Annotated in this window: 18 protein-coding genes and 1 other annotated feature; of the genes, 15 read left to right on the forward strand and 3 right to left on the reverse strand. The window is 37.3% G+C overall.

All coding sequences use genetic code 11. The features are described 5' to 3' along the window. The first annotated feature begins 112 nt into the window (after positions 1 to 112). Positions 113 to 336: a binding site (T-box leader), on the forward strand. 246 nt (positions 337 to 582) lie between these two features. Then, on the forward strand, positions 583 to 1,845 hold the full coding sequence (gene tyrS, locus KHA96_RS00585) for a tyrosine--tRNA ligase (RefSeq protein WP_213128633.1): 1,263 nt from the start codon (positions 583 to 585) through the stop codon (positions 1,843 to 1,845). 43 nt (positions 1,846 to 1,888) lie between these two features. Here the strand turns inward: tyrS and KHA96_RS00590 are convergent, their stop codons facing one another. Further along, positions 1,889 to 3,154, reverse strand: coding sequence for a sensor histidine kinase (locus KHA96_RS00590; RefSeq protein WP_213127361.1), 1,266 nt, complete (start codon positions 3,152 to 3,154; stop codon positions 1,889 to 1,891). A gap of 29 nt (positions 3,155 to 3,183) precedes the next feature. Continuing rightward, positions 3,184 to 4,434 carry a sensor histidine kinase gene (locus KHA96_RS00595; protein ID WP_213127362.1) on the reverse strand — a complete coding sequence of 417 codons (1,251 nt, stop codon included), beginning with the start codon at positions 4,432 to 4,434 and terminating at the stop codon, positions 3,184 to 3,186. A gap of 150 nt (positions 4,435 to 4,584) precedes the next feature. Between KHA96_RS00595 and KHA96_RS00600 the strand changes: the two genes are divergently transcribed. The 9 genes from KHA96_RS00600 to KHA96_RS00640 all read left to right on the forward strand — a co-directional run bounded on the left by KHA96_RS00600 (position 4,585) and on the right by KHA96_RS00640 (position 15,690). Next, positions 4,585 to 4,959: a VOC family protein gene (locus KHA96_RS00600; RefSeq protein ID WP_213127363.1), complete on the forward strand. Its 375-nt coding sequence runs from the start codon at positions 4,585 to 4,587 to the stop codon at positions 4,957 to 4,959. 1,360 nt (positions 4,960 to 6,319) lie between these two features. Beyond that, on the forward strand, positions 6,320 to 9,994 hold the full coding sequence (locus tag KHA96_RS00605; protein WP_213127364.1) for a nitrate reductase subunit alpha: 3,675 nt from the start codon (positions 6,320 to 6,322) through the stop codon (positions 9,992 to 9,994). Then, entirely contained in the window at positions 9,984 to 11,519 is a 1,536-nt protein-coding gene (narH, locus tag KHA96_RS00610) for a nitrate reductase subunit beta (protein ID WP_213127365.1), read from the forward strand. The genes KHA96_RS00605 and narH overlap by 11 nt, the downstream gene beginning before the upstream one ends. Then, on the forward strand, positions 11,512 to 12,072 hold the full coding sequence (narJ, locus tag KHA96_RS00615; RefSeq protein ID WP_213127366.1) for a nitrate reductase molybdenum cofactor assembly chaperone: 561 nt from the start codon (positions 11,512 to 11,514) through the stop codon (positions 12,070 to 12,072). Before narH ends, narJ begins: the two co-directional genes overlap by 8 nt. A 1-nt stretch (position 12,073) precedes the next feature. Continuing rightward, positions 12,074 to 12,754, forward strand: a complete 681-nt coding sequence (narI, locus tag KHA96_RS00620) for a respiratory nitrate reductase subunit gamma (RefSeq protein ID WP_213127367.1) — start codon at positions 12,074 to 12,076, stop codon at positions 12,752 to 12,754. Positions 12,755 to 12,815: 61 nt separating this feature from the next. After that, on the forward strand, positions 12,816 to 13,277 hold the full coding sequence (locus tag KHA96_RS00625) for a GAF domain-containing protein (protein WP_213127368.1): 462 nt from the start codon (positions 12,816 to 12,818) through the stop codon (positions 13,275 to 13,277). After that, positions 13,277 to 14,323, forward strand: coding sequence for a sensor histidine kinase (locus KHA96_RS00630; RefSeq protein WP_213127369.1), 1,047 nt, complete (start codon positions 13,277 to 13,279; stop codon positions 14,321 to 14,323). The genes KHA96_RS00625 and KHA96_RS00630 overlap by 1 nt, the downstream gene beginning before the upstream one ends. A gap of 182 nt (positions 14,324 to 14,505) precedes the next feature. Further along, complete coding sequence (locus tag KHA96_RS00635; protein WP_213127370.1) at positions 14,506 to 15,153, forward strand: response regulator; 648 nt, start codon at positions 14,506 to 14,508, stop codon at positions 15,151 to 15,153. Between the two features lie 12 nt (positions 15,154 to 15,165). Continuing rightward, a complete protein-coding gene (locus KHA96_RS00640; RefSeq protein ID WP_213127371.1) occupies positions 15,166 to 15,690 on the forward strand; it encodes a hemerythrin domain-containing protein in 525 nt (174 codons plus the stop codon). Between the two features lie 165 nt (positions 15,691 to 15,855). Here KHA96_RS00640 and KHA96_RS00645 read toward each other — a convergent pair whose 3' ends face one another. Further along, positions 15,856 to 16,995, reverse strand: coding sequence for an IS110 family RNA-guided transposase (locus KHA96_RS00645; protein ID WP_213127372.1), 1,140 nt, complete (start codon positions 16,993 to 16,995; stop codon positions 15,856 to 15,858). Between the two features lie 617 nt (positions 16,996 to 17,612). Between KHA96_RS00645 and KHA96_RS00650 the strand changes: the two genes are divergently transcribed. The 5 genes from KHA96_RS00650 (at position 17,613) to KHA96_RS00670 (ending at position 23,323) form a co-directional block, all read left to right on the forward strand. Next, a complete protein-coding gene (locus KHA96_RS00650) occupies positions 17,613 to 18,776 on the forward strand; it encodes a nitrate/nitrite transporter (protein ID WP_213127373.1) in 1,164 nt (387 codons plus the stop codon). Positions 18,777 to 18,802: 26 nt separating this feature from the next. After that, on the forward strand, positions 18,803 to 19,819 hold the full coding sequence (gene moaA, locus KHA96_RS00655; RefSeq protein ID WP_213127374.1) for a GTP 3',8-cyclase MoaA: 1,017 nt from the start codon (positions 18,803 to 18,805) through the stop codon (positions 19,817 to 19,819). A gap of 61 nt (positions 19,820 to 19,880) precedes the next feature. Beyond that, on the forward strand, positions 19,881 to 20,321 hold the full coding sequence (locus KHA96_RS00660) for a hypothetical protein (protein ID WP_213127375.1): 441 nt from the start codon (positions 19,881 to 19,883) through the stop codon (positions 20,319 to 20,321). After that, positions 20,318 to 22,126: an SEC-C domain-containing protein gene (locus KHA96_RS00665; RefSeq protein ID WP_213127376.1), complete on the forward strand. Its 1,809-nt coding sequence runs from the start codon at positions 20,318 to 20,320 to the stop codon at positions 22,124 to 22,126. Before KHA96_RS00660 ends, KHA96_RS00665 begins: the two co-directional genes overlap by 4 nt. 327 nt (positions 22,127 to 22,453) lie before the next feature. Then, positions 22,454 to 23,323, forward strand: a complete 870-nt coding sequence (locus KHA96_RS00670) for a M23 family metallopeptidase (protein WP_213127377.1) — start codon at positions 22,454 to 22,456, stop codon at positions 23,321 to 23,323. The last annotated feature ends 189 nt before the right edge of the window (positions 23,324 to 23,512 follow it).

Consider the following 23,512-nt stretch of genomic DNA (forward strand, 5'->3'; position numbering starts at 1 on the left):
ATAGCATAATTGGAAAGAATGGTATGTAAAATTGGAGTATTTTCCGCGCCAAGATTGACATTATTATTGATATATGTTTAAAATACGATATATTAATCATGAAATTTAATAAAAACAAGCATTGACAGGAATGAGTAGTCAGCTGTCCCTGTATGAAGAGAGCCAGTGTTTGGTGCGAACTGGCACAAACAGTATGATGAATTACCTCCTTGAGCTTTTGCTGTGAAATGGAGTAGCGGCAAACGGTGAAAAGCATCGTTAATGAAATGAAGTGAGGAATAGTTATTTTTCATATTCCTAAGTTGGGTGGTAACACGGTAAATAGTCGTCCCTTCGTTTTTACGAAGGGGCGTTTTTTAATTTGACTCTTTTCCCAAATATTATTGCTATTAGATGTAAATCAATAACGAGAAATAGACTTTATCCTTGAAACAAAATATTAAAATGGGAAAAGAGCTACTAGCTTAATAAGAACCGCTAAACTTCCTTATTAGGCGTAAAAGCCGGTTTTTGGGCTTTTACAAAAACAACAAATTTTAAGAAAATAGCCTTTAATTTCATGGAAAGTGGGGATAACTGATGGTGCAATTATTAGAAGACTTAAGATGGCGAGGAATTATTTATCAAGAAACTGATGCTGAAGGAATGGAAGATACACTAAAAAAAGAAAAAATTTCATTGTATTGTGGTGTGGATCCTACAGCAGACAGCATGCACATTGGACATTTACTGCCATTTTTAACACTTAGACGCTTTCAGCAGAATGGTCATCGACCTATTGTGCTAGTTGGCGGTGCTACTGGGTTAATTGGTGATCCAAGTGGAAAAAAAGAAGAACGTCAATTGCAAACGATTGAGCAAGTTGAGAAAAACGTTCAAGGAATTAAGAAGCAGCTAGAGTTAATATTCGATTTTGATGGTGACAATGCAGCAGTCATGACGAATAATTTTGATTGGGCAGGTTCAATGGACCTTATAACATTTTTGCGAGACTTTGGTAAAAACATCGGTGTTAATTACATGCTTGCAAAAGATACGATCGCATCACGCTTAGATACTGGGATTTCTTTTACAGAGTTTTCATACACAATCTTACAGGCGATTGATTTCTTTAAGCTCTATCAAAACCTGGATTGCAAAATGCAAATTGGTGGAAGTGACCAATGGGGGAACATTACTACAGGGCTTGAAATGATTCGAAAGATGGCGGGTGAGGGAGCTAAAGCATATGGCATGACTATACCACTCGTGACGAAAGCGGATGGTACGAAGTTTGGGAAAACTGAAGGGGGAGCTATCTGGCTCGATCCTAAAAAGACAACGCCATATGAATTTTACCAATTCTGGATTAATACAGCAGATGCAGATGTAGTGAAATATCTTAAATTCTTCACTTTTCTTGATAAGGAGACGATTGAAAAATTGGAGATCTCTGTCCAGGAAGAGCCGCATTTGAGGAAGGCCCAGCGAGCGCTTGCTGAAGAAATGACAGGTCTTATACATGGTGAGCCTGCTTTACAACAAGCTATTCGGATTACAGAAGCTCTTTTTAGCGGGGATGTCAAAAAATTGAATGCTGATGAGATCGAGCAAGGTTTTAAGGATGTACCTTCCCATGTGCATCAAGATGGAGACGATATGAATTTAGTTGAGCTTCTTGTTGCTGCAAAAATTTCTTCTTCTAAACGTCAGGCAAGGGAAGACATTCAATCTGGTGCAATCTCTATAAACGGAGAAAGAGTAACTGATCTTCAGTACAGCTTAAGTGATGAGGATCGACTTGGAGATAAATTTACAATTATACGTCGTGGAAAGAAAAAATATTATTTGGTTCGATTTAAATAAAAAGTCAAAAGAAAGCCAGCATTCGTTGCTGGCTTTCTTTTGACTATTCTGGCGGTCCATCCGATATTACCTTAGGAAAATAAAACTCAAAAGTGGTACCTATCCCAACCTCGCTTTTTACGAAGATTGTCCCTTTCATCGCTCTTACGATATTATAAGCTACCATTATTCCAAGGCCAGTGCCGCTTTCTCCTTTAGTAGAATAATATGGCTCGCCTAGACGTTCCACTTGCTCGGGTGTCATGCCTTTACCAGTATCATGTATGCGAATATTCACATTTTCTGAAACGGATCCAATCTCAATTGTTATCGTTCCGCCGTTCTCCATCGCTTCAATTGAATTTTTAATAATATTTACAAAGCATTGGTGAAAACTTTGCCGATCTCCATGAATCCAATAGAGGTCGGATTTATTTATTTCAATTTGCACATTGTTTCTATTTGCAGAAGGATGAAGAATATCAATTGCAAATTGTAATTCTTTATTAACATTAAGTGGTTCGACTATTTCGATTTGAGGCTGGGAAATGGTTAAAAAGTTTTGAATGACTTTTTCAGCAGAATTTAATTCACTATTTATGATGGAAAGATACTGATCACTTTTATCTTTTGAAATTGATTCATCTTGCATAAGTTGGACAAAGCCTATTGCAGCTGTAAGTGGATTCCTAATTTCATGGGAAATAGCAGCAGCCATTTTCTCAACAATCTCTAATCTCTCTGATTTTACTAGATGATGACGGAGATGAACTGTATTGCAAGTAATTTCTATAATGAATGCAATCATCGCTGCACCAAGAGGCTGAATAACCAAATAGGCAAAATAAACATCGAAAACAAGAAACGGAATTTGAATTTGATTAATTTGCATGATGACAGGAGTGATGATGCCTGCAATCAACGTCATCCCGGTTACGATCGCGATTCTTTGTTTTGCAGAACGCTTTAAAAACCAAGGGGATATTTTCCAAATTAATAATGCACTAATTGCGACGACAATGACAGTAGAAAAAAATCCAATATCAAATCCATATATTCCACTAAGTATGATTGCGAGCAGGCCTAAGAATGGACCGATTCCAACATACAGACCCCCAACTGAAAGAGGGACAAAATATAAATTCATTAAGATTTTTTCATGTACTTGATATGTAAAAGCAAAACAAATAATTATACTAAGAATAGAAAACAAAATGGCTGGGACTTTAAAAGATTGTTGTTTTTTAGAGATTCCTATCAATAATATACTAAAGAACTGTATGATAATTAATAATGAAAGATTAAAAAAGAAGTATAGAGTTATGTCCAATAAATAATCCCCCTAAAATAATTACAATCTTATATGTTGCCTACACGCTTAAAGGAAAATCGAAAGATTGTGCCGATTCCAATAGAACTTTGAACATCAATCGTCCCGCCCATCGCCTTTACAATACTATATGCGACCATAATCCCAAGACCTGTCCCTTTTTTTCCGTTTGTTGAATAGTACGGTTCTCCAAGTCGATTTAATTGCTTCTTGCTCATTCCCAATCCGGAGTCTTTAATATAAATAATGACATTTTTTTTTGAAGTTTCTGTTTCGATTAATATATCTCCACCATTTGATAATGATTCAATGACATTTCTAATAATATTTATAAAACATTGATGAAATTTCTGACGGTCGCCTTCTATGTATACGATTGAAGAAAACTTGCAGGATATTTTGATGGAATATAGGTTAGCTAAAGGTTCAAGCAAATTTAAAAGATGATAGAGTTCTTCGTTTACATTCAGTTTTTCCACTGATTCGATTTGTGGTTTTGAAAAGGTTAAATAATCTTTTATAACCCGTTCAGCTGCTTCTAATTCTCCTTTTATAATAGAAAGATATTGTTTTCTTTTTCCTGATTCCAATGATTCCTCATTCAGCAGCTGGGCAAATCCGATTGCAGATGTTAGTGGATTGCGAATTTCATGTGAAATGGCTGCTCCCATTTGTTCAACCGCTTCCAACTTTTCCGACTTTAATAATTGATGGTATAACAGTTGACTTTTTTCAATCATTTCAATGATAAAAGAAAGCATCGCAACTCCGAGGGGTGGTATAACCGTAAAGGCAATCCACAAATCGAGAATCTGAAAAGGAAAGTGAAACAATTCTATGAAAATTGTAATGAAAACACTAAATATAAAAGTAACGCAGGTGGAAAATAGAATTCTTTGGTTGGATTGAAGCTTAAAAAACCAAGGTGAAATAAACCAGAAAAATATACTTAAAAATCCATAAATGCCGAACACAAAATAGAATCCAAAATCTATCCCGTGAAAAGCTCGAAGGATAATGACAAGTAGACCTAGTAATGGGCTTAGCCTCATATAAAGTGCTCCAATGACGAATGGAACCATACGCAAGTCCAATACAACTGAATCACTTACTCTATAAGAAAGCAGAAAACATAGAATGATTGAAACGAAACAATATAAAAGAGCAATCCCTTTATAGTTTTGAAAACTGCCGTACAGCTTTGACCATATGAAAAAAGGAAAAAGCAATACAATTAATAGGGATAAATTAAATAATAAATGTGTCGTTAAATATTCCAAGCCCCTACCTCTTTTCCCTGTAATTTAGCTAAATCTTACTATGATGGTACTAAATGTACAACACCTATTTACAATTACAACCAATAAATAGTGTAATATATGCAACTTTTGGAGTATATTGAAAATAATGATAAATGAGGGGGATTTCATATGACAGAATTAACGAATATTGCACCTTGGTTAGCGGTAAATAGCGGTACAAAGGCTATTGAATTTTACAGAAAGGGATTTGGTAGTGAGGTGATTTACGAGCTAGAAGAGAATCAGAAGGTTATTATTGCCCAGTTATCTATAAAAGGAGCGTTTTTTTGGATTCAAGAAGATCTTGATTCAAGTCCTGATATATTAGGGCAAGGCTCAATTCGAATGGTTTTGACTGTAGATGATCCAGATACATTATTTAAACAAGCTATTACTGCTGGAGCAGTTGAAGTTTATCCCGTAACTAAAGAGCATGGTTGGAGGATTGGACGCATTGTTGATCCATTTGGCCACCATTGGGAGATTGGCAAGCAACTTACATAATGGAATGTACAAAAAATAAGTCTGTTTTTGCAAACACTGTGTCTTTACCAAGGTAGTGCGTGGTTGATTTCCGCTAAAGTTGCTCGCTTTCCGAGGGGCGGGCGGTTTGTCTAGCTGCAGCGCCTAGCCCCTAGAGGTCATAAGTCATATTACTACTACGTGGCTAAAAGGCAAGCCACTGCGTAATTTGTCTTATGCTTTACGGGGCTGGTCAAGGCGCTTACGCATTTCCATGAGTCTCTTCGGCGTAAATGCCTGCGGGGTCTCACATGTCCCACTGATTCCAAGACGAACAGGATTTCCTATTATCGGCGTAGGCCACAGGACGTGGCCGTCTTTAGCCGACCAGGAATCTCGCACTTCTCTCCAATCAACCTTCAACAAATTTGCAACTTTTAATTGAAGACACAGTTCACCGTTCTTCAAACTAGTACCTACTCTTATGCGTAATGATAGAAAAGTACCATCAAACTTGGGATTTTGTATCTGAGTAGGTACTTTCTTGACAAAAAAAGTAGTCACTTTTATGTTGACGAGTGGCACAAAAGTACTTAATTTATGTCATTTTATAAAAAAAATTTAGAAGTTTTGTGTCAATAAATAATATAAAAGCACTTAATATCTTATAACTTCGTAAAAGAATACAAGAATTAGTATTACATACGTTTAATATACTTAACTAGCAAATGATTAAGTGGAGAAATTATTGGAGTCCTCTTCTAGCCTTCCTTATCGCCATATGTCCTGCTTTACAAACATACATTCCTGCATCTTTATTGAATTCGAAGGTATAATTCCCAATTTAGGGTATTATACCTTTTTCTTTTTATCTCTATTAAGCTTGAATATTAATTTTTAGCAGACACGGTTGATTGGAGTGGAGGGCGGCGACTCTAGGACTTTCTGTCCGACGCGAGATGTGCGAGACAGGTGAGACTCTGCAAGGAGCGTAGCGATTGAAGCGGCTCACCGCCCGCCCCGCGGAAAGCGAGCAACTGTAGCGGAAATCAAGCTTCCGCATTACTTAGTTAAAAGCAACAAAGTTTGCGCAAACAGCCTATTGATAATTATTCGTTCTTAAATTTCATTTCCCAACAAAATAAGTTAGGAAAAATACTTGACTACAGGTAAGAAAGCGTCTGCCTGGAGCGGAAATCAACAGTATGAATAGATCCTTGCATTGTAGCGCTTTTTCAGTGGCCTTTCTGTTGATAGCTTTATTTTTTTGCCGTATATAGGGATTCCTACCTTAACTATAGGTATATCCCTAATGGGAGGAAAACTTACAATCTACCATACTTATTAGTAAGTATCACGGAATATTTACGTTGTCCATATAGATAAGGAGTGAGAGGTACTCATGAAAGGTAAATTCGGATTGAGGTTTTTTAAGCCAACTGAAAGATACTCAGGCAACTGGTCTTTACTAGAAGAAAAGAGTAGGGATTGGGAGAATATGTATCGTCAGCGCTGGTCCCACGATAAAGTCGTTCGTACGACTCATGGGGTTAACTGTACTGGCTCTTGCAGCTGGAAGGTATTTGTTAAAAACGGAATCATTACTTGGGAAAATCAACAAATTGATTACCCTTCTTGTGGTCCTGATATGCCAGAATTTGAACCCCGTGGTTGCCCGCGTGGAGCTTCTTTTTCATGGTACGAATATAGTCCTTTACGCGTGAAGTATCCATATATGCGTGGGCGACTATGGCGTCTATGGAAAACAGCATTATATCAACACAAAAGCGCAGTAGATGCATGGGCAGGTATTGTGGAAGACAAAGAAAAAGCAAACTCTTATAAAGAAGCACGTGGAAAAGGGGGCCATGTTCGTGTGTCGTGGGAGGATGCGTTGGAATTAATTTCTGCCCAGCTCATTTACACCATTCGCAAATATGGTCCGGATCGAATTGCAGGGTTTACCCCAATTCCTGCTATGTCAATGCTAAGCTACGCATCAGGGTCACGCTTCATCTCACTCTTAGGAGGGGAAATGTTAAGTTTCTATGACTGGTATGCAGATTTACCACCTGCATCTCCGCAAATCTGGGGAGAACAAACAGATGTACCAGAATCATCAGATTGGTACAATGCCGGTTATTTAATTATGTGGGGATCCAACGTACCTTTAACTCGTACTCCAGATGCTCATTTTATGACTGAAGTCCGATACAAAGGCACGAAAGTAGTATCTGTTGCCCCTGACCATGCAGAAAGCGTTAAATTTGCTGATAATTGGCTAGCACCACATCCAGGTACAGATGCTGCTATTGCTCAAGCGATGACTCACGTTATTTTAGATGAGTTTTATCTTAAACGCCAAGAACCAATGTTTATCGATTATGCGAAACAATTTACGGATCTACCATTTTTAATCATGTTAGATGAGCATGAAGATGTATATAAAGCTGGCCGCTTTTTACGTGCCAGTGATTTAGGTGAAGTTTCAGAGAATGCCGAGTGGAAGCCTGTTATTTTTGATGAAAAATCGGAGCAAATCATCGTACCAAATGGAACTATGGGTCAACGTTGGGAAGAAGATAAAAAATGGAATCTTATTCTTGAAAATGAAGACGGGTCAAAAGTTCTGCCAGCACTGACTATTGAAAAATCCAATTCTAATTGGAAAGAAATTGTATTTCCATATTTTAAAAATCAAGAAAACGGGACATTTAAGCGCGATATTCCCGTAAAAGAAATCACTCTAGCTAATGGGGCAACATGTTTCGTTGCAACCGTTTATGATCTAATGTTAAGCCAATATGGGATTCGGCGTCCAAACAGCAAATTTGCTGCAAAGGGATATGATGACGAGGAATCTTTTTATACACCAGCATGGCAGGAAAAAGTAACAGGTGTAAAAGCTTCGGTTGTTACGCAAGTGGCAAGAGAATTTGCGCAAAATGCCATTGATACAGAAGGCCGCTCGATGATTATTATGGGTGCAGGGATCAATCACTGGTTCAATAGTGATACGATTTATCGTTCGATTTTGAACTTAGTCATTTTAACTGCTTCTCAAGGCGTAAATGGTGGAGGATGGGCCCATTATGTTGGACAGGAGAAGGTTCGTCCAATTGAAGGCTGGAGTTCAGTTGCATTTGCTAAAGACTGGCAGAAAGGAGCCCGTCAACAAAATGCAACATCGTTTTTTTACTTTGCAACAGATCAATGGAAATACGAAGAATCCGGTACAGAATCGTTAAAATCACCAACTGGCTCGAGCTTAAGATATAATCATCCAGCTGACTACAATGTATTGGCTGCAAGGCTTGGATGGTTGCCATCATATCCACAGTTTAATAAAAATAGCTTATTGTTTGCTGAAGATGCAGCGACAAAAGGTAAAACGTCTGATGAAGAGATTGTTAAAGAAGCATACGATCAAGTTGTATCAGGAAAAGTAGATTTTGCAGTTGAAGATCCAGATGCGCCTGAAAATTTCCCGCGAACGTTATTCGTTTGGCGCTCAAACTTAATTTCCAGTTCCGCAAAAGGACAAGAATATTTTATGAAACATTTGCTTGGAGCAAGCGACGGATTGCTCGCCACTCCAAATGAGGATGAAAAACCTGAAGAAATTAAATGGCGTGATGAAGTAAAAGGGAAATTAGATTTACTCGTCGCTTTAGACTTTAGGATGACGGCAACGCCGATGTACGCGGATATCGTGCTGCCAGCTGCAACATGGTATGAAAAACATGATATTTCATCAACGGATATGCATCCATTTGTACATCCTTTTAATCCTGCTGTCGATCCACTTTGGGAATCACGCTCTGATTGGGATATTTACCGTGAGCTTGCAAAAGTATTCTCCAAAATGGCAGAAACAGAAATGCCTGGTATATATAAAGATCTTCTAACAGCACCATTAGCTCATGATTCTAAAGGGGAAATTTCTCAACCATTTGGACATGTGAAAGATTGGAAGAAAGGTGAAATTTCACCTGAACTAGGAAAAACGATGCCGAATTTTACTATCGTGAATCGCGATTATACACAAATTTACAATAAATTTATCACATTAGGACCGCTCCTCAGCGAAGGCAAGGTAGGGGCACATGGAGTTAACTTCCCTGTTGCCGAAGAATATGAAGATTTGAAAAAAATGAATGGAGTTCATATCGATAAATCGATAAAAAATGGCTTCCCTAAACTTCATACAGCAAAAGATGCCATTAATGCGGTACTACATTTATCTTCCGCAACGAATGGCCGAGTATCGCAAAAGGCATACGAGTCACTTGAAAAAGATACAGGTGTTCCATTAGTAGACATTTCTCAAGACCGTGCAGCAGAGAAGATTACATTTGCGAGTATAACGGCACAACCAAGAGAGGTCATTCCTACACCCGTATTTAGTGGTTCTAATAAACAAGGAAAAAGATATTCTCCCTTTACGACGAATATTGAAAGATTAGTGCCGTTCCGAACATTGACTGGCCGTCAACATTTTTATATCGATCATGAGGTTTTTCTACAGTTCGGAGAAGCATTGCCTGTTTATAAACCAACTCTTCCGCCAATGGTATTTGGAAACAAAGATAAACGAATTGTGGGCCAGAAAGATGATTTAATTTTACGTTATCTAACCCCGCATGGAAAATGGAATATTCATAGCACCTATCAAGATAATTTGCACATGCTGACACTTTTCCGCGGTGGTCCAACTGTTTGGATTAGTAATGTAGATGCTGATGCCCATGGCATTAATGATAATGATTGGTTAGAAGTATATAACCGTAATGGTGTCGTAACGGCTAGGGCTGTTGTCAGTCATAGAATGCCTCAGGGGACAATGTTCATGTATCATGCGCAGGATAAACACATCAATGTTCCTGGTTCGGAAATTACAGATCAACGTGGAGGAAGCCATAATGCGCCTACACGCATCCATATGAAACCAACCCAAATGATCGGCGGATATGCGCAATTAAGCTACGGCTTTAACTATTATGGTCCAATTGGAAATCAACGCGATGAATATGTGGCTGTACGTAAAATGAAAGAGGTGAACTGGCTTGAAGATTAAAGCACAAATTGCCATGGTTATGAACCTAGATAAATGTATTGGCTGCCATACGTGTAGTGTTACATGCAAGAGCACTTGGACAAATCGTCCAGGTGCAGAATATATGTGGTTTAATAATGTGGAAACAAAACCAGGGATTGGTTATCCAAAACGGTGGGAGGACCAAGAACTTTATAAAGGCGGCTGGCAATTACGTAATGGAAAACTTGAATTACGTTCAGGTAATAAACTATCAAAAGTAGCTTTAGGTAAAATTTTTTATAATCCTGATATGCCAGAAATGAAAGATTACTATGAACCTTGGACATATGATTATGAAGTACTGACCAATTCACCGGAGAAAAAAAATACTCCTGTTGCTCGCCCTAAATCTGTAATTACAGGAGAGTATATGAATCTGGATTGGGGTCCGAACTGGGAAGATGACCTGGCTGGAGCGCATATTACTGGACCAATGGATCCAAACATTGAAAAAATTGAAGAAGAGATAAAATTCAACTTTGAACAATCCTTCATGATGTATTTGCCAAGGCTTTGTGAACATTGCTTAAATCCGAGTTGTGTAGCATCCTGTCCATCTGGTGCGATGTACAAACGTGATGAAGACGGAATTGTGTTAGTCGACCAAGAAGCATGTCGTGGCTGGCGCTACTGTATGACGGGATGTCCTTACAAAAAAGTATATTTTAACTGGAAAACAAATAAAGCGGAAAAATGTACGTTTTGTTATCCTCGAATTGAAGCTGGATTACCAACCGTATGTTCAGAAACATGTACAGGACGTATTCGTTATTTAGGCGTTTTATTGTATGATGCGGATCGCGTGTTGGAAGTTGCTGCAACCCCGGATGAAAAAGATTTATATGAAGCTCAATGCGGATTGTTTTTAGATCCACATGATCCAGAAATTATTCGTCAAGCACGAAAAGATGGGATTGCTGTGGAATGGATTGAAGCGGCCCAAAATTCACCCGTTTATAAATTAGCGATTGAATACCGTTTAGCATTCCCGCTTCATCCTGAATATCGTACATTGCCGATGGTATGGTATGTTCCGCCACTAAGTCCGATCATGAACTACTTTGAAGGGAAGGATTCAATTAAAAATCCTGATATGATTTTCCCTGCTATCGAAGAAATGCGGACACCGATTCAATACTTAGCGAATTTATTGACAGCTGGAGACACAAATACAGTAAAAGAGGCATTGCAGAGAATGGCGATGATGCGTTCCTATATGCGAGCAATTTCTTCGGGAAAAGAGTTCGATGAAAGTAGACTGGAACGTGTTGGTTTAACCGCTAACCAAACATTGCAAATGTATCGCCTTCTTGCGATTGCGAAATATGAGGATCGTTTTGTCGTACCAACCTCCCATCGCGAAGGATATACAGATCCTTATCGCGCCCAAGGTTCAACAGGCTTCGAGGATGGTTGTGACGGCTGTGGACCACAAGTCGTTCCTAAGAAATCCGGAAAAGAATTATATGAAGAAAACTTTTATGGGGGGATCTGGCGTGATTGATCTCAACCTGTTGCATAGCCATAAACCTTTATTTGGCTTTTTAGCACAAGTCTTGTCATATCCGGAAAAAAGAACGTTTCACCCAAATATGCTAGAAGGAATCGTTTCTCCTTCTAGTCCGGCTTACGAATATATTTTGAAATTCTGGGAAATGGTTCATGAATACAGCTTAGAGGAACTAGAAGAATTATATGTAGAAACATTTGATTTTCAAAAAAAATCAACGATGTATATGACATTTGTGAAATTTGAAGATAGTAAAGAACGCGGTCAAATGTTAGCCCGTTTAAAAGTACTATACGAAATGTATGGTTTAGAAATGCCCAATAGTGAACTATCTGACTACCTCCCGTTAATATGTGAATTTATTTATGCAGCAGATTGGCTAGGTGATCCTCGTTCAGAAGAAAGCTTTAATATTTTACTCGCAGTTCTTGAAGATGGAACATTTCATTTATTAAATGCGCTTGACGAATTTCAAAGTCCATATGCGCCTTTAATAAAAGGTTTGCGGGAAACAGTTAAATTTTGCATTGTGAAGGAGGCGCCTTAAAATGATAGATCAATTTTTGTGGGTTATCTTTCCGTATATTTGTATGGCTGTCTTTATTGTTGGTCATATTTTTCGTTATCGGAACGATCAATTTCATTGGACAGCAAAATCAAGTGAATTTATTGAAAAAAAGCAGCTCATGATTGGCAGTCTTCTCTTCCATATTGGGATTATTCCTGTTATCTTAGGACATGTTTCAGGTCTTGGGATCCCAAAGGAATGGATGCGAGCAATGGGAGTAAATGATCATTTATATCATATAGGTGCGGTTTATATAGGTGGATTTTTTGGCATCGCCACCTTAGCAGGAATGATTATATTAACAGCCCGCAGATTTACGATAAAGAGTGTCAGGCATCTAAGTTCTTTATCAGATTTAATCGTAAACTCCTTGCTATTACTTATTATTTGTTTAGGTATGTATGCAACCATAGTTACTAATGCTGTTCAGCCTGATTTTGATTACAGAAGTTCAATTTCCATATGGTTCAGGGATTTATTAACATTTCATCCTGATCCAGCATTAATGAAAAATGTCCCATTATCGTTTAAATTCCACGTATTATCCGGATTTTTAATCTTTGCATTTTGGCCATTTACTCGACTTGTGCATGTTTGGAGTGTACCATTAAATTATGTCGGAAGAAGTTATATTTTATATAGAAAAAATCGTACCTTTTAAAATAAAGAAGACTTTTCGTCTTCTTTATTCATAATCAAGTCCTAGAAAGGAAAACCTCGTTATGAACGAAAAACCGGATTATCAAAAACTAATCGAAATATTACGGGAGCAGTTTGCTTTGGATTTTATTTCAGTTGCTTTTGTTCAGTCTGAACAACTAGACTTTGTACTAAAATGGCGATACGCATCAGGTAATATTAGTAACCGTTATAAACGTGTGGTCTTGCGCTCAGGTAGAGGAATTGCAGGATTAGTTTTTAAATCAGGTAAAGCACTATATATAGAGGATGTTTCAATAGATATTGCCAAAAAAGACTTATTTAATTATCCAATTATTGTTTCTGAGGAATTGACGAACTTGGCGGCATTTCCGATTTATGGAAATCAATCTGAACATGTAAAAGGGGTTATTCTATTCGGTACTCGGGCAAATAAGCAAGTAGCACAAGAGGTTTATGATGATATTTATCATTCATTTTTAAAAGAATATGGGCAAGGTGATTCTTCAGAGGTGATTTCATAATGAAAAATGCATCTAAACAAGATCTTGTACTGAAACTTTATGAAAATAGTTCTGAACCGATTCTCTTTTTTGATGGAGAAAATAAGCTTATTGATATGAACCTCGCCGCTAAAGATATTTTAGATCCGAAAGTGCAAAACAGTTTACTTTCAGGGTTGGAAGGCGGTATGTGTTTAGCTTGCCGTGGATATATGAATGAACATGAGGAAATGACATGCCAAGGCTGCTATATGATGAACCAGCAAAAAGATTTTTCTTCATTTCAAGTATATTTAGAAACGCGTGATAGAGGGGTAGTTCCGTATATTGCGAGCTTTCAAATGATTGATAAAGAATCCAGAACCCATGTATTTATGTTAAGAGACTTAACGAAACAGCTAGAAGTGAAAGATACATTATATAAAAGTAATCTAATGAAAAAAACAATCAATGCACAAGAAATGGAACGCAAACGAATATCTAGAGAATTACATGATAGCATCGCTCAAGAATTAATAAGTTCATTAGTAGAACTTCGCGTATTGAAATATATGAATATTTCAGCGGAGGTGAAGGATAAAATTTATCAAACAGAAACATCGATTAATCGTTTATTAGAAGAAGTGCGTAATTTATCAGTTGAATTACGACCTGCCTTATTAGATGATCTTGGCCTCGAAGCTGCATTTCGAACACATTTCAAATGGTTAGAGAAAAATTATGGATTGCTTGTACATTTTACTGCAGAAATGGGGGGCACCCGTTTTAACAATGAAGTAGAAACAATCGTGTATCGAATTTGTCAGGAAGCTGTTTTTAATGCATTAAAATATGCAAAGGTAGATGAAGTAACGGTAAGATTGTTTAAAACAGAGAACCATCTAGAATTAATTGTAGAAGATGATGGAATTGGATTTGATCCTAATTCATACGAATCCCAAGGAACAGGAATTGGATTGTATGGGATGCGGGAAAGAGCAGAGTTAATTGATGCCGAAATCTCAATAAATTCTGAAGTTGGGGTAGGCACTGTCGTTCGTTTGAAGATTCCATTATCAGAACTATAGTAATGAAGTTACGAGTAAAAGCTCAGGAGTCCTTAAACTTGGTCGTTATTTCGAGCCCTTACCTCATAGGGATCCCTTCGAGTGAGATGTGAATAGCATTTTCCGTGCTTGAGTTTTTCTTCGTTCGAATATAAACTCATTCAGTCATGCAGAAGTCTATTATACTGGAAGGAGGGGAAAATTTGAAAATCGTAATTGCTGATGACCATGCTGTAGTACGAAGTGGATTCTCAATGATTATTAATATGCAAGGAGATATGGAAGTTGTAGGGACAGCAGCGGACGGAATTGAAGCCCATCGTCAAGTGGCAAAATACGAGCCTGATATTTTACTGCTAGATTTAAGTATGCCACCAGGAGAAAGTGGCTTAATTGCCGTGGGGAAAATTAGTGAGGATTATCCCAATACGAAAATCATTATCCTCACGATGTACGATGATGAAGAATATTTATTCCATTCGTTAAAAAATGGTGCTTCAGGGTACGTACTTAAAAATTCACCCGACGAAGAATTATTAAAAGCCATTCGCATAGTGTTTGATGGTGGAACATATATACATCCAACAATGGCGACATCTTTAGTTCGTGAGTTTATAAAAAGGGATCAAGATATTGTGGAGAACGATCCATATAAGTTATTAACTAAAAGAGAACTTGAAATTTTACCATTGGTTGCAAAAGGGTATGGAAACAAAGAAATTGCAGAAATGCTATATGTTTCTGTAAAAACGGTAGAAGCTCATAAAGCAAAAATCATGGAGAAATTACATTTAAAAAATCGCCCAGAATTAGTTGAATACGCTTTAAAAAAGAAATTATTGGATTTTTAAAGGGAGATGCCTATGGATTCGAAAACATTTCGTTTTAAAGAAGTTTCTATGCGGATTTTAGAAAATGAGCACGTATATTTAACGCATTTGATGAATGAATGGCACTCGATTGTCTTAAACTTTGATAATAGAATGTATACAAAAGATGAAGCTTTAGCAGCAATCAAAGTGTTAAGGAAATTAATAAAAGAATTTATTGATCCATGGAAAAACCATTGTGAGAAAGAAGAAAAATTCTTTTTTCCACTATTAGGTTTATATATTGGAAAAGAACAGGGCCCCATTGTAACGATAGAAGCAGAACACGCTGAAATTGATGGTTATATCGGTCACTTTTTACACCATACCTTAAATGGGATCGAAGAGATGACACTAGAGGATATGACCAATGTGGTTAAAGATGCTGGAGAGGCTTATGAAGTTCTAATGGTGCATTTTGTGAAAGAAGAAAGTGTTTTATTTCCTATGACAGAAAGAGTCATGAAAGCAGTGGATCAGGAGAAGTTAACGGAACAATTAAAGACAAAAATCATTTAATGGACTTTCCTAGTTGAGGATAGTCTTTTTTCTGTGAAAATAAATTCTTGTTTAAGATTTATATCAATTGTCAAAACTAACTAACAACTGAAATTTACAATAGGAAAGTAGAGCTACCATAATTTACGGTTTCTCGTATAACTTTTCTATTTATTGTCTATAATGCTAAGTTGCAGTAGGCTCGTGGTAGGGTTCTTTGTTCTGAAGCATATGATAGACAATGGTAAGCATTCGATGTCCAATGGCAACGAGTGCTTTTTTCTTTCCTCTTCTTGCAGATAAAGACCAATATTTCACTGATAACATTTTACTTCGACTTCTAGATACCGCCCAAGCGGCTTCACACAATGCCGACTTAATATGCGGGTTTCCTTTCACGGTTCGCGTACTCTTTCGTTTTCCAGCGCTTTCGTGATTTCCAGGTGACAATCCTGCCCATGACGCAAGGTGCTTGGAAGTTGGAAATTGTGTCATATCAACTCCAATTTCTGCGATGATCACGGCTGCAGTATCTTTCTTAATCCCCGGCATTGTGATAAGAAGTTCTACTTCTTCTTTATAGTTTATCAGTATCCCATCGATCCTTTTTTCAATATCGGAAATTAATTCTTCCAGATAGACAATGTGCATCCATGACTGTTTGATAAGAAACAGTTGGTGATCATTCAATGTGCCAAACAGGGAATCTGTAATTAATTGTTTTTTATGCGCCATACTCCCATGTATCTTTTGTTCGACATCTTCTTGATCTATATAGCCATTGGACATTAGTTGTTCCAACAATTTTCTGCCAGAAACTCCGAAAACATCGGAAATGACTGTCCCTAATTTGATGTTTGAAGTCTCCAATACTTTTTGGATCCGATTCTTTTCAGAAGTCATATGTCCAATCCATTTCTTTCTCAAACGGGTTAAATCTCGCAAATTGCGAATGTCTTCCGGAGGGACGAAACTTTTCTCAATCAAACCATGCCTCAATAATTTGGCAATCCACTCTGCATCCGAAACATCCGTTTTTCTGCCAGGAACATTTTTAATGCGCTGAGCATTTGCCAAAGTAATGTCAAAGAAGTCCTCTAGGATATTATAGACAGGTTTCCAGTACACTCCGGTACTTTCCATTGCGATATGGGTCACTTCTTTTTCTTCTAGCCATTTAAGTAGACGAAACAGATCTTTCGTCAAAGTAGGAAATGTTTCAATCAACTTAACTGTATCGTTCTCTGATTCACCAAGAATCACGCAGGCCACAATTGTTTCCGAATGGACATCCAGACCTGCACATCGTTTGTACAATGTTTCCATTTCACTCCACCTTCTAAATGTATTCCACAAACAGTGGAATGAATTTGAAATTAAACATTTTTCTGTTCGTAGTCATCTCTCAACAAGAGAGAGCTAACAATGGGTTGTACACCAAATTCATTCCAACAGTTTTTTATACAGGGTCAAGCCACCATTAAAGACCACGTTATATACTCACTGTTTGCGGTATCAACATTATGGAGCGAGAAACCCATTTTCATTCCTGGGTTGAGAGCGAAAGATCATGATAGTTTTTTTTTATGGATAAAGAAATTTTAATTTCGAAACTTTGTGGATAGCTTTCTAAGAAATTAGTATTCGTCTAGCTCCAGCGCCTATCGTGTAGCAATCTTCTTGTCCTTTTCATTACGATAAGTCAACGGCCGAAAAAGGAACGTCGACTAAAAGCCGCCACATCCCGTGGCGACATCGACGGACCCACAGGAGATGAGCCGGTACGTCAATGAACAGGCGCTTGCACTTTTGTTTTTGATAAAAGCTTCACAATATAGGGAATCCCCTTCGCTATTAAGGGATGTTCCCTATTACCCGCATGCTGACTCACCTTTAAAATAAATGTATAAAAGCATTGATTTCGAAAAAGAAGGGTGAGAAGCATGATAAAAAAAGTACAACTACCGCTGCAAACATTAAACTTAGTCGTTGGTTTTATGGTTTGGGTTATTATTTCTTCTTTATTACCGTTTATAAGTGAAGATATTGCAATACCTCATGAAAAGTTGGCATTATTAACAGCGATCCCTGTTGTTTTAGGATCCGTTTTGCGTATTCCACTTGGGTATTACGCTAATATTATAGGGGCGCGGATGGTATTTTTACTTAGCTTCGTCGTTTTATTATTCCCAGTATATTATTTAAGTGAAGCAAATTCTTATGGGGACTTAGTTATTGGAGGTTTGTTACTTGGTGTTGGAGGGGCGGTCTTTTCCGTCGGGGTAACTTCTTTACCGAAATATTTCCCAAAAGAAAAACATGGATTAGTCAATGGGGTATATGGGGTAGGGAATATAGGAACGGCTATTTCAACATTTGCTGCTCCGATTGTTGCTACTCATTTCGGTTGGTCCATAACGATTAAGTCATATTTAGTCCTATTGCTCTTTTTTGCCTTATTAAACTTCTTCTTCGGAGATCGCCATGAACGAAAGGTGAAAGAGCCGATTATAAACCAAATCAAAGGTGTATATAAAAATTATAAACTTTGGTTCTTCTCTCTATTTTATTTTATTACATTTGGCTCATTCGTTGCCTTTACAGTGTATTTACCTAATTTCCTCGTGTCCGAATTTGATTTGCAAAAGGTTGATGCAGGAATGAGAACAGCTGGATTTATAGCAGTTGCGACCTTTATTCGACCACTTGGGGGCTGGTTAGGAGATAAATTTAAACCACTTTTCTTATTAATGGGCGTATTTTCCATTTATACATTTGCTGCTATTATATTAGCCTTTTCACCTAGCATGAGCTTGTATACTGTCGGTTGTATATTAATTGCCATTTCAGCAGGTATCGGAAATGGTGTCATATTTAAACTCGTACCGTTATACTTTAATAAACAAGCCGGAATTGTAAACGGGATCGTTTCCATGATGGGCGGCCTTGGTGGATTTTTCCCGCCTTTAATGCTAGCATCGATCCATTCAATAACCGGTCACTATGCAATAGGTTTTATGCTATTATCAGAAGTAGCGTTAGCAAGCTTAATTCTAGTCATTTGGATGTACTACCAAGACCGATTAATAAAAGCTAATTCCATTTAAAATGAAAATAGAAAGTAGTGAAAGTGATGATGATTCAAACGATACGTGATCAAATGAATAGGCCGATGCGTGATTTGAGGATTTCAGTTACCGATCGCTGTAATTTTCGCTGCACATATTGTATGCCGAAGGAAATATTCGGGGACGATTACGCATTTATGCCTAAAAGTGAATTATTATCATATGAAGAAATCGAACGATTCGCTACTATTTTTGCAAAACTTGGTGTGAAAAAAATACGATTAACTGGCGGAGAACCGCTAATGCGTCGCGATATCGACCTTTTAATAAAACGACTTTATACTATAGAAGGCATTGAAGATATTGGGTTAACGACGAATGGTATGCTATTGAAACAATACGGGGAACGTCTGCTGAATGCAGGTTTAAAGCGAATTAATATTAGTCTTGACGCTCTTGACCCGAAAGTGTTCGGACAAATTAATGGACGAGGGATTTCCCCTGATCTCATACTTGAGCGGATTGAATATGCAAAACAATTAGGTTTTCGTGTAAAAGTAAATATGGTCGTTCAAAAGGGGTTAAATGAGCATCAAATTGTTCCGATGGCAAAATATTGTAAGGAGCATCAATTAGAGCTGCGATTTATTGAATTTATGGATGTCGGAAACGATAATGCTTGGAGTTTTAAAAAAGTTATTACGAAAAAGGAAATTATTGATTTACTTTCGAAAGAATTTGTATTAGATGAAGTGAAAAAAGATTATTTTGGTGAAGTGGCAACCCGTTACCGATATAATGATTCCGACACACAAGTTGGTTTTATTACATCCGTTTCAGAATCTTTTTGTTCCTCTTGTACACGAGCTCGTTTGTCGTCAGATGGCAAATTATATACTTGTTTATTTGCATCTGAAGGTTTTGATTTACGTTCACTAATTCGCAGCGAAGCAACAAATGAGGAATTGGAAGAAGCTATTAAAGGCGTTTGGCAAAAACGAACAGATCGCTATTCAGATGAACGAACAGCAAATTCATCGAAAAAATATAAGAAGATTAATATGTCGTATATAGGTGGTTAAATAGATAAGCTGGAGTGCCTGGCGATAGGTAGACAATTTCATTCTAAGGGAGTAGGTTGGTATGGCGAAATACGGTCCATCACTTGGGCAAAAACATGCACATCATGCGATACATGAAGGGGCTCTAACAGGTGCAATTCAAAAAACGGAGGATCTATTTGGTTTTTTAAAAAAAGGCGAGGCTGAAGCAGCAAAACTAGCTGCTGATGATTTAGTCGACTATTGGGAAACACGGATTATTGCGCATGCAGACTCTGAAGAATCGGGTTTCTATCAAGAAAAGGTAGAACAATACCCCGAATTGAAAGAAGCAGTTATCGGTTTAAAGCGTGATCATGATATTTTGCGTATGATCCTCCAAGATATTCGCCTGATTTTAAATGACAAAGGAATAACTCATGAAGTGATGATGAAATTCGACTCATTAATTATTGTTAATGAATTGCATAGCCGTGAAGAGGAGCGGACACTTTTTGAGGAAAGGGAGCATTTTCATAAATGATAGGTAGAAATGATCTTTGCCCATGTGGCAGTGGCAAAAAGTATAAAAAGTGTTGTATGAATAAAGAACAATTAAATAATGTCTTCCAAGAGATTATGCAGAAATTTTTCAATGCACACCCAACTCAAGAAGAAATCGCCGATTTGTATAGGTGGACAAATAGGAAAGAAGATGCATTGGCCGAACGATATGATAATGAACGTTTAAGCACAATTTTAGGTGACGCTTATTTCTTTTCTCATCATGTTGATATTTGGAATGAGTTCATTGAAAAACAAATTGGAGCTGGACATATATCTGCTGACGCAAAGGAAATTATACGTAATTGGAAGAATCCTTTGTGTGTGTTTGGCAAAATTATTAAAATCGATCATGACATGGCAACATTGGAAAATACATTAGTTGATGGTACATATAACGTAAATATGAGCGAAAGTTTTATAGTAAATAATGGCGACTATGTATTGGCTCATTTTGTACCTTTGGATCAAAATAATACGTTAGCTCCATTGAATAGTGTATTGACATTGAATCCTGAGTATTCTCAAGTTGAAAGTGAACTGAAAGAGTTAGCCAGCCAATTTACATCGCTAGATGAATTTTGGAATGAGGCATTGATTGAAGCTTATTATATCTTTGGTGTAAAACAGAAATTAGAAGATCGTGAAATGTCGAATAATGAACAACAAGTGTTATTTTCTGTATATGAAGGCATGATTGAAATGGAAGTAAAATCTGATAAATTAATGGCGATGCTGATCGCCTATATGCATAAGCATAATATTGTAGAAGGCTTGAAAAAGCCAGGGGTTCTAGCAGCCGGAGTGTTGCAATTTGGAATGGGAGCAGGATTGATTGATTCTGTTTGGACTAAAAAGAAAGTCGCCGAGTTTTTTGATGTCTCAACATCTAGTGCAGCTACTCATGAAAGTAAAATGCTTGAGTTTGTTGAAAATGAATGGACGGATTTCGATGGTGATTCAGAATATCAGGGAATTGCCTTTGAAGTGGGGACAGATGCACGTCCAACGGAATATCCCAATTGGCAACTGCTGATGCATTTAAAATCACGTGAAATTCATTCTGAAAATGAAATGAAACGTTTAATTGAGGCTTTTACAAATGTTGAATATGAACCGAACAATAATGCTGAGGAAGCACAAGTTTATGCATATGAGGCATATTCCGCGGGGATTCCTGAGTTAAGGGAAAACTCAGCTAAATTAGCTCATCTTCTTGATTCGGAAAATGCCGATGGTATATTGTTAATTGCTGAAATGAATGATGATGAGGGCATGTACGAGAAGGCAGTGAATCAGGCAAAAGTTTTATTTGATCATTCTGTTGAAATAGCTTGGGGGCTAGTAACAAATCGCCCTTATTTACGCGCTTTATATAAATACGGAATTTGGTGTTTTGAAAAACACGAGTATGATAAAGCTTTTGAATTTATGAATCAAGTGTTGATTCTAAATCCAGGGGATCATCAAGGTGTTCGTTATCCAGCAGTTGCATCTTTAATTGCATTAAACCGTTTTGATGAAGCAAATCGCATAATGGAACATTATCGCGAATCAGATAATGCATTTTTTAGCTGGTTCCGTTGGGCAATGAGCCGCAAGAAAAACTTCTTTAGTGAAGAAACACAAGAATTTTATCAAAGTGCGATGATGGATAATGGCTATGTATCCAAATATATTCGTGATAAAGCCACTGCCTTGCCATATCCAAAATACAGCACTATTACACCGGATAGCCCAGAGGAAGCACGAGTAATCTGGACATTGTTAGCGCCATTAATTTAAGGAATTATTTATAAGGGTCTATTTAAATAGGCTCTTTTTTGTTAGGAAAGGAAGGGGATATCGAGAAATTAGCTATCGAAGATCTATTACGTCGAGAAAAATATGTGAAAATCCTATAATATTTATGCATAGGGAAGAGAAGTGTAACAGACTTTATCCCTTCTAAAAGCGATAATTCGGCATAGGATTACCCTGCTATCTATAGGTTTAGAGTGACGTTTAGGCGTTGCTCTTTTTTTTGTTGTCAAAACAATCAAATTCATCAATTCATCTGCCTTTCCAATTTTAAGGACAATATCATTTGATATATTAAAGGAGTCGATTATTATGGTACTTGAAGGCTATAAAGTAACCTCAGGCTACGGCTTTATAAGAGATCCGTTTGGCGGCAGACAAAATGTATTCCATGCAGGTATCGATTTGGTTAAAGAGCACAAAGCACCTATCTACGCTTTTTTAGAAGGAACTGTAGTATTTGGGGGATTTGGGCAAACAGGCAGCGGTCTTGGTGGCTACGGAAATGTTGTGCTAATAGAAGATCTTAATGGCTATGGCCATTTATATGCTCACTTAGACAGCGTTGCAGTCGCTACAGGAGCACATGTGTCAAAAGGTCAAATGATTGGACGCCAAGGTGCGACAGGGCAGGTGACGGGTTCTCATTTGCATTACGAGATTAGAAGAGAAACATCGCCTAGTTATGGTTGGTCTACTGATAAAGCCTCATCAACGATAGATCCTATAATATACTTACAATCGCTGAAAGAAAAAGATGAGACGACTGAAAACAAACCATCGCAGCATGAAAACATCCCACCTATACAAATTACGAAATATCAAGTTAAAAATGAGACCTCTGGCTACGTAACGGCAGCGGATGCTAAAGCTGGTAAAAATAAAAAGACTACTGTTAAGCCCGGATTATATTTTGTTTATAAGACATCGGGTGGAATGATAAATGTCACAACAAAAAACGGAACACCGGGCTCATGGATTAATCCGAATGAAATTGGATCTGCCACATTTAAAGTAAGTCAAAAAGTAAAAATTAAATCAAATGCAACAAAATATTCGCGATCCAATGTTTCAATTCCAAGACAATACAAAAATAAGTATTATACAATCCAACAAGTTGGTAATGAGGATGTGTTAATTAAGGAGCTTTATAGTTGGATTAAGAAAGTAGACTTACAATAGGGATTAATGTAATGAGGTGAAAAACTTTATATGACTGGTTCCCTTGAACTTCTGCTGCTTAAAAACATAGGATCAAGAAAGAAAGAATGACTTTTTAAAAGAGGTGCTTACAGAGTGAAAAAAACAAAAAACCCTAGAAACATTGATATAACAATGTTTCTAGGGTTTTAGTTACTGCATTTTAATAAG

It is taken from the genome of Bacillus sp. FJAT-49711 (genome assembly GCF_018343715.1).
Classification (GTDB): Bacteria; Bacillota; Bacilli; order Bacillales; family Bacillaceae_C; genus Lederbergia.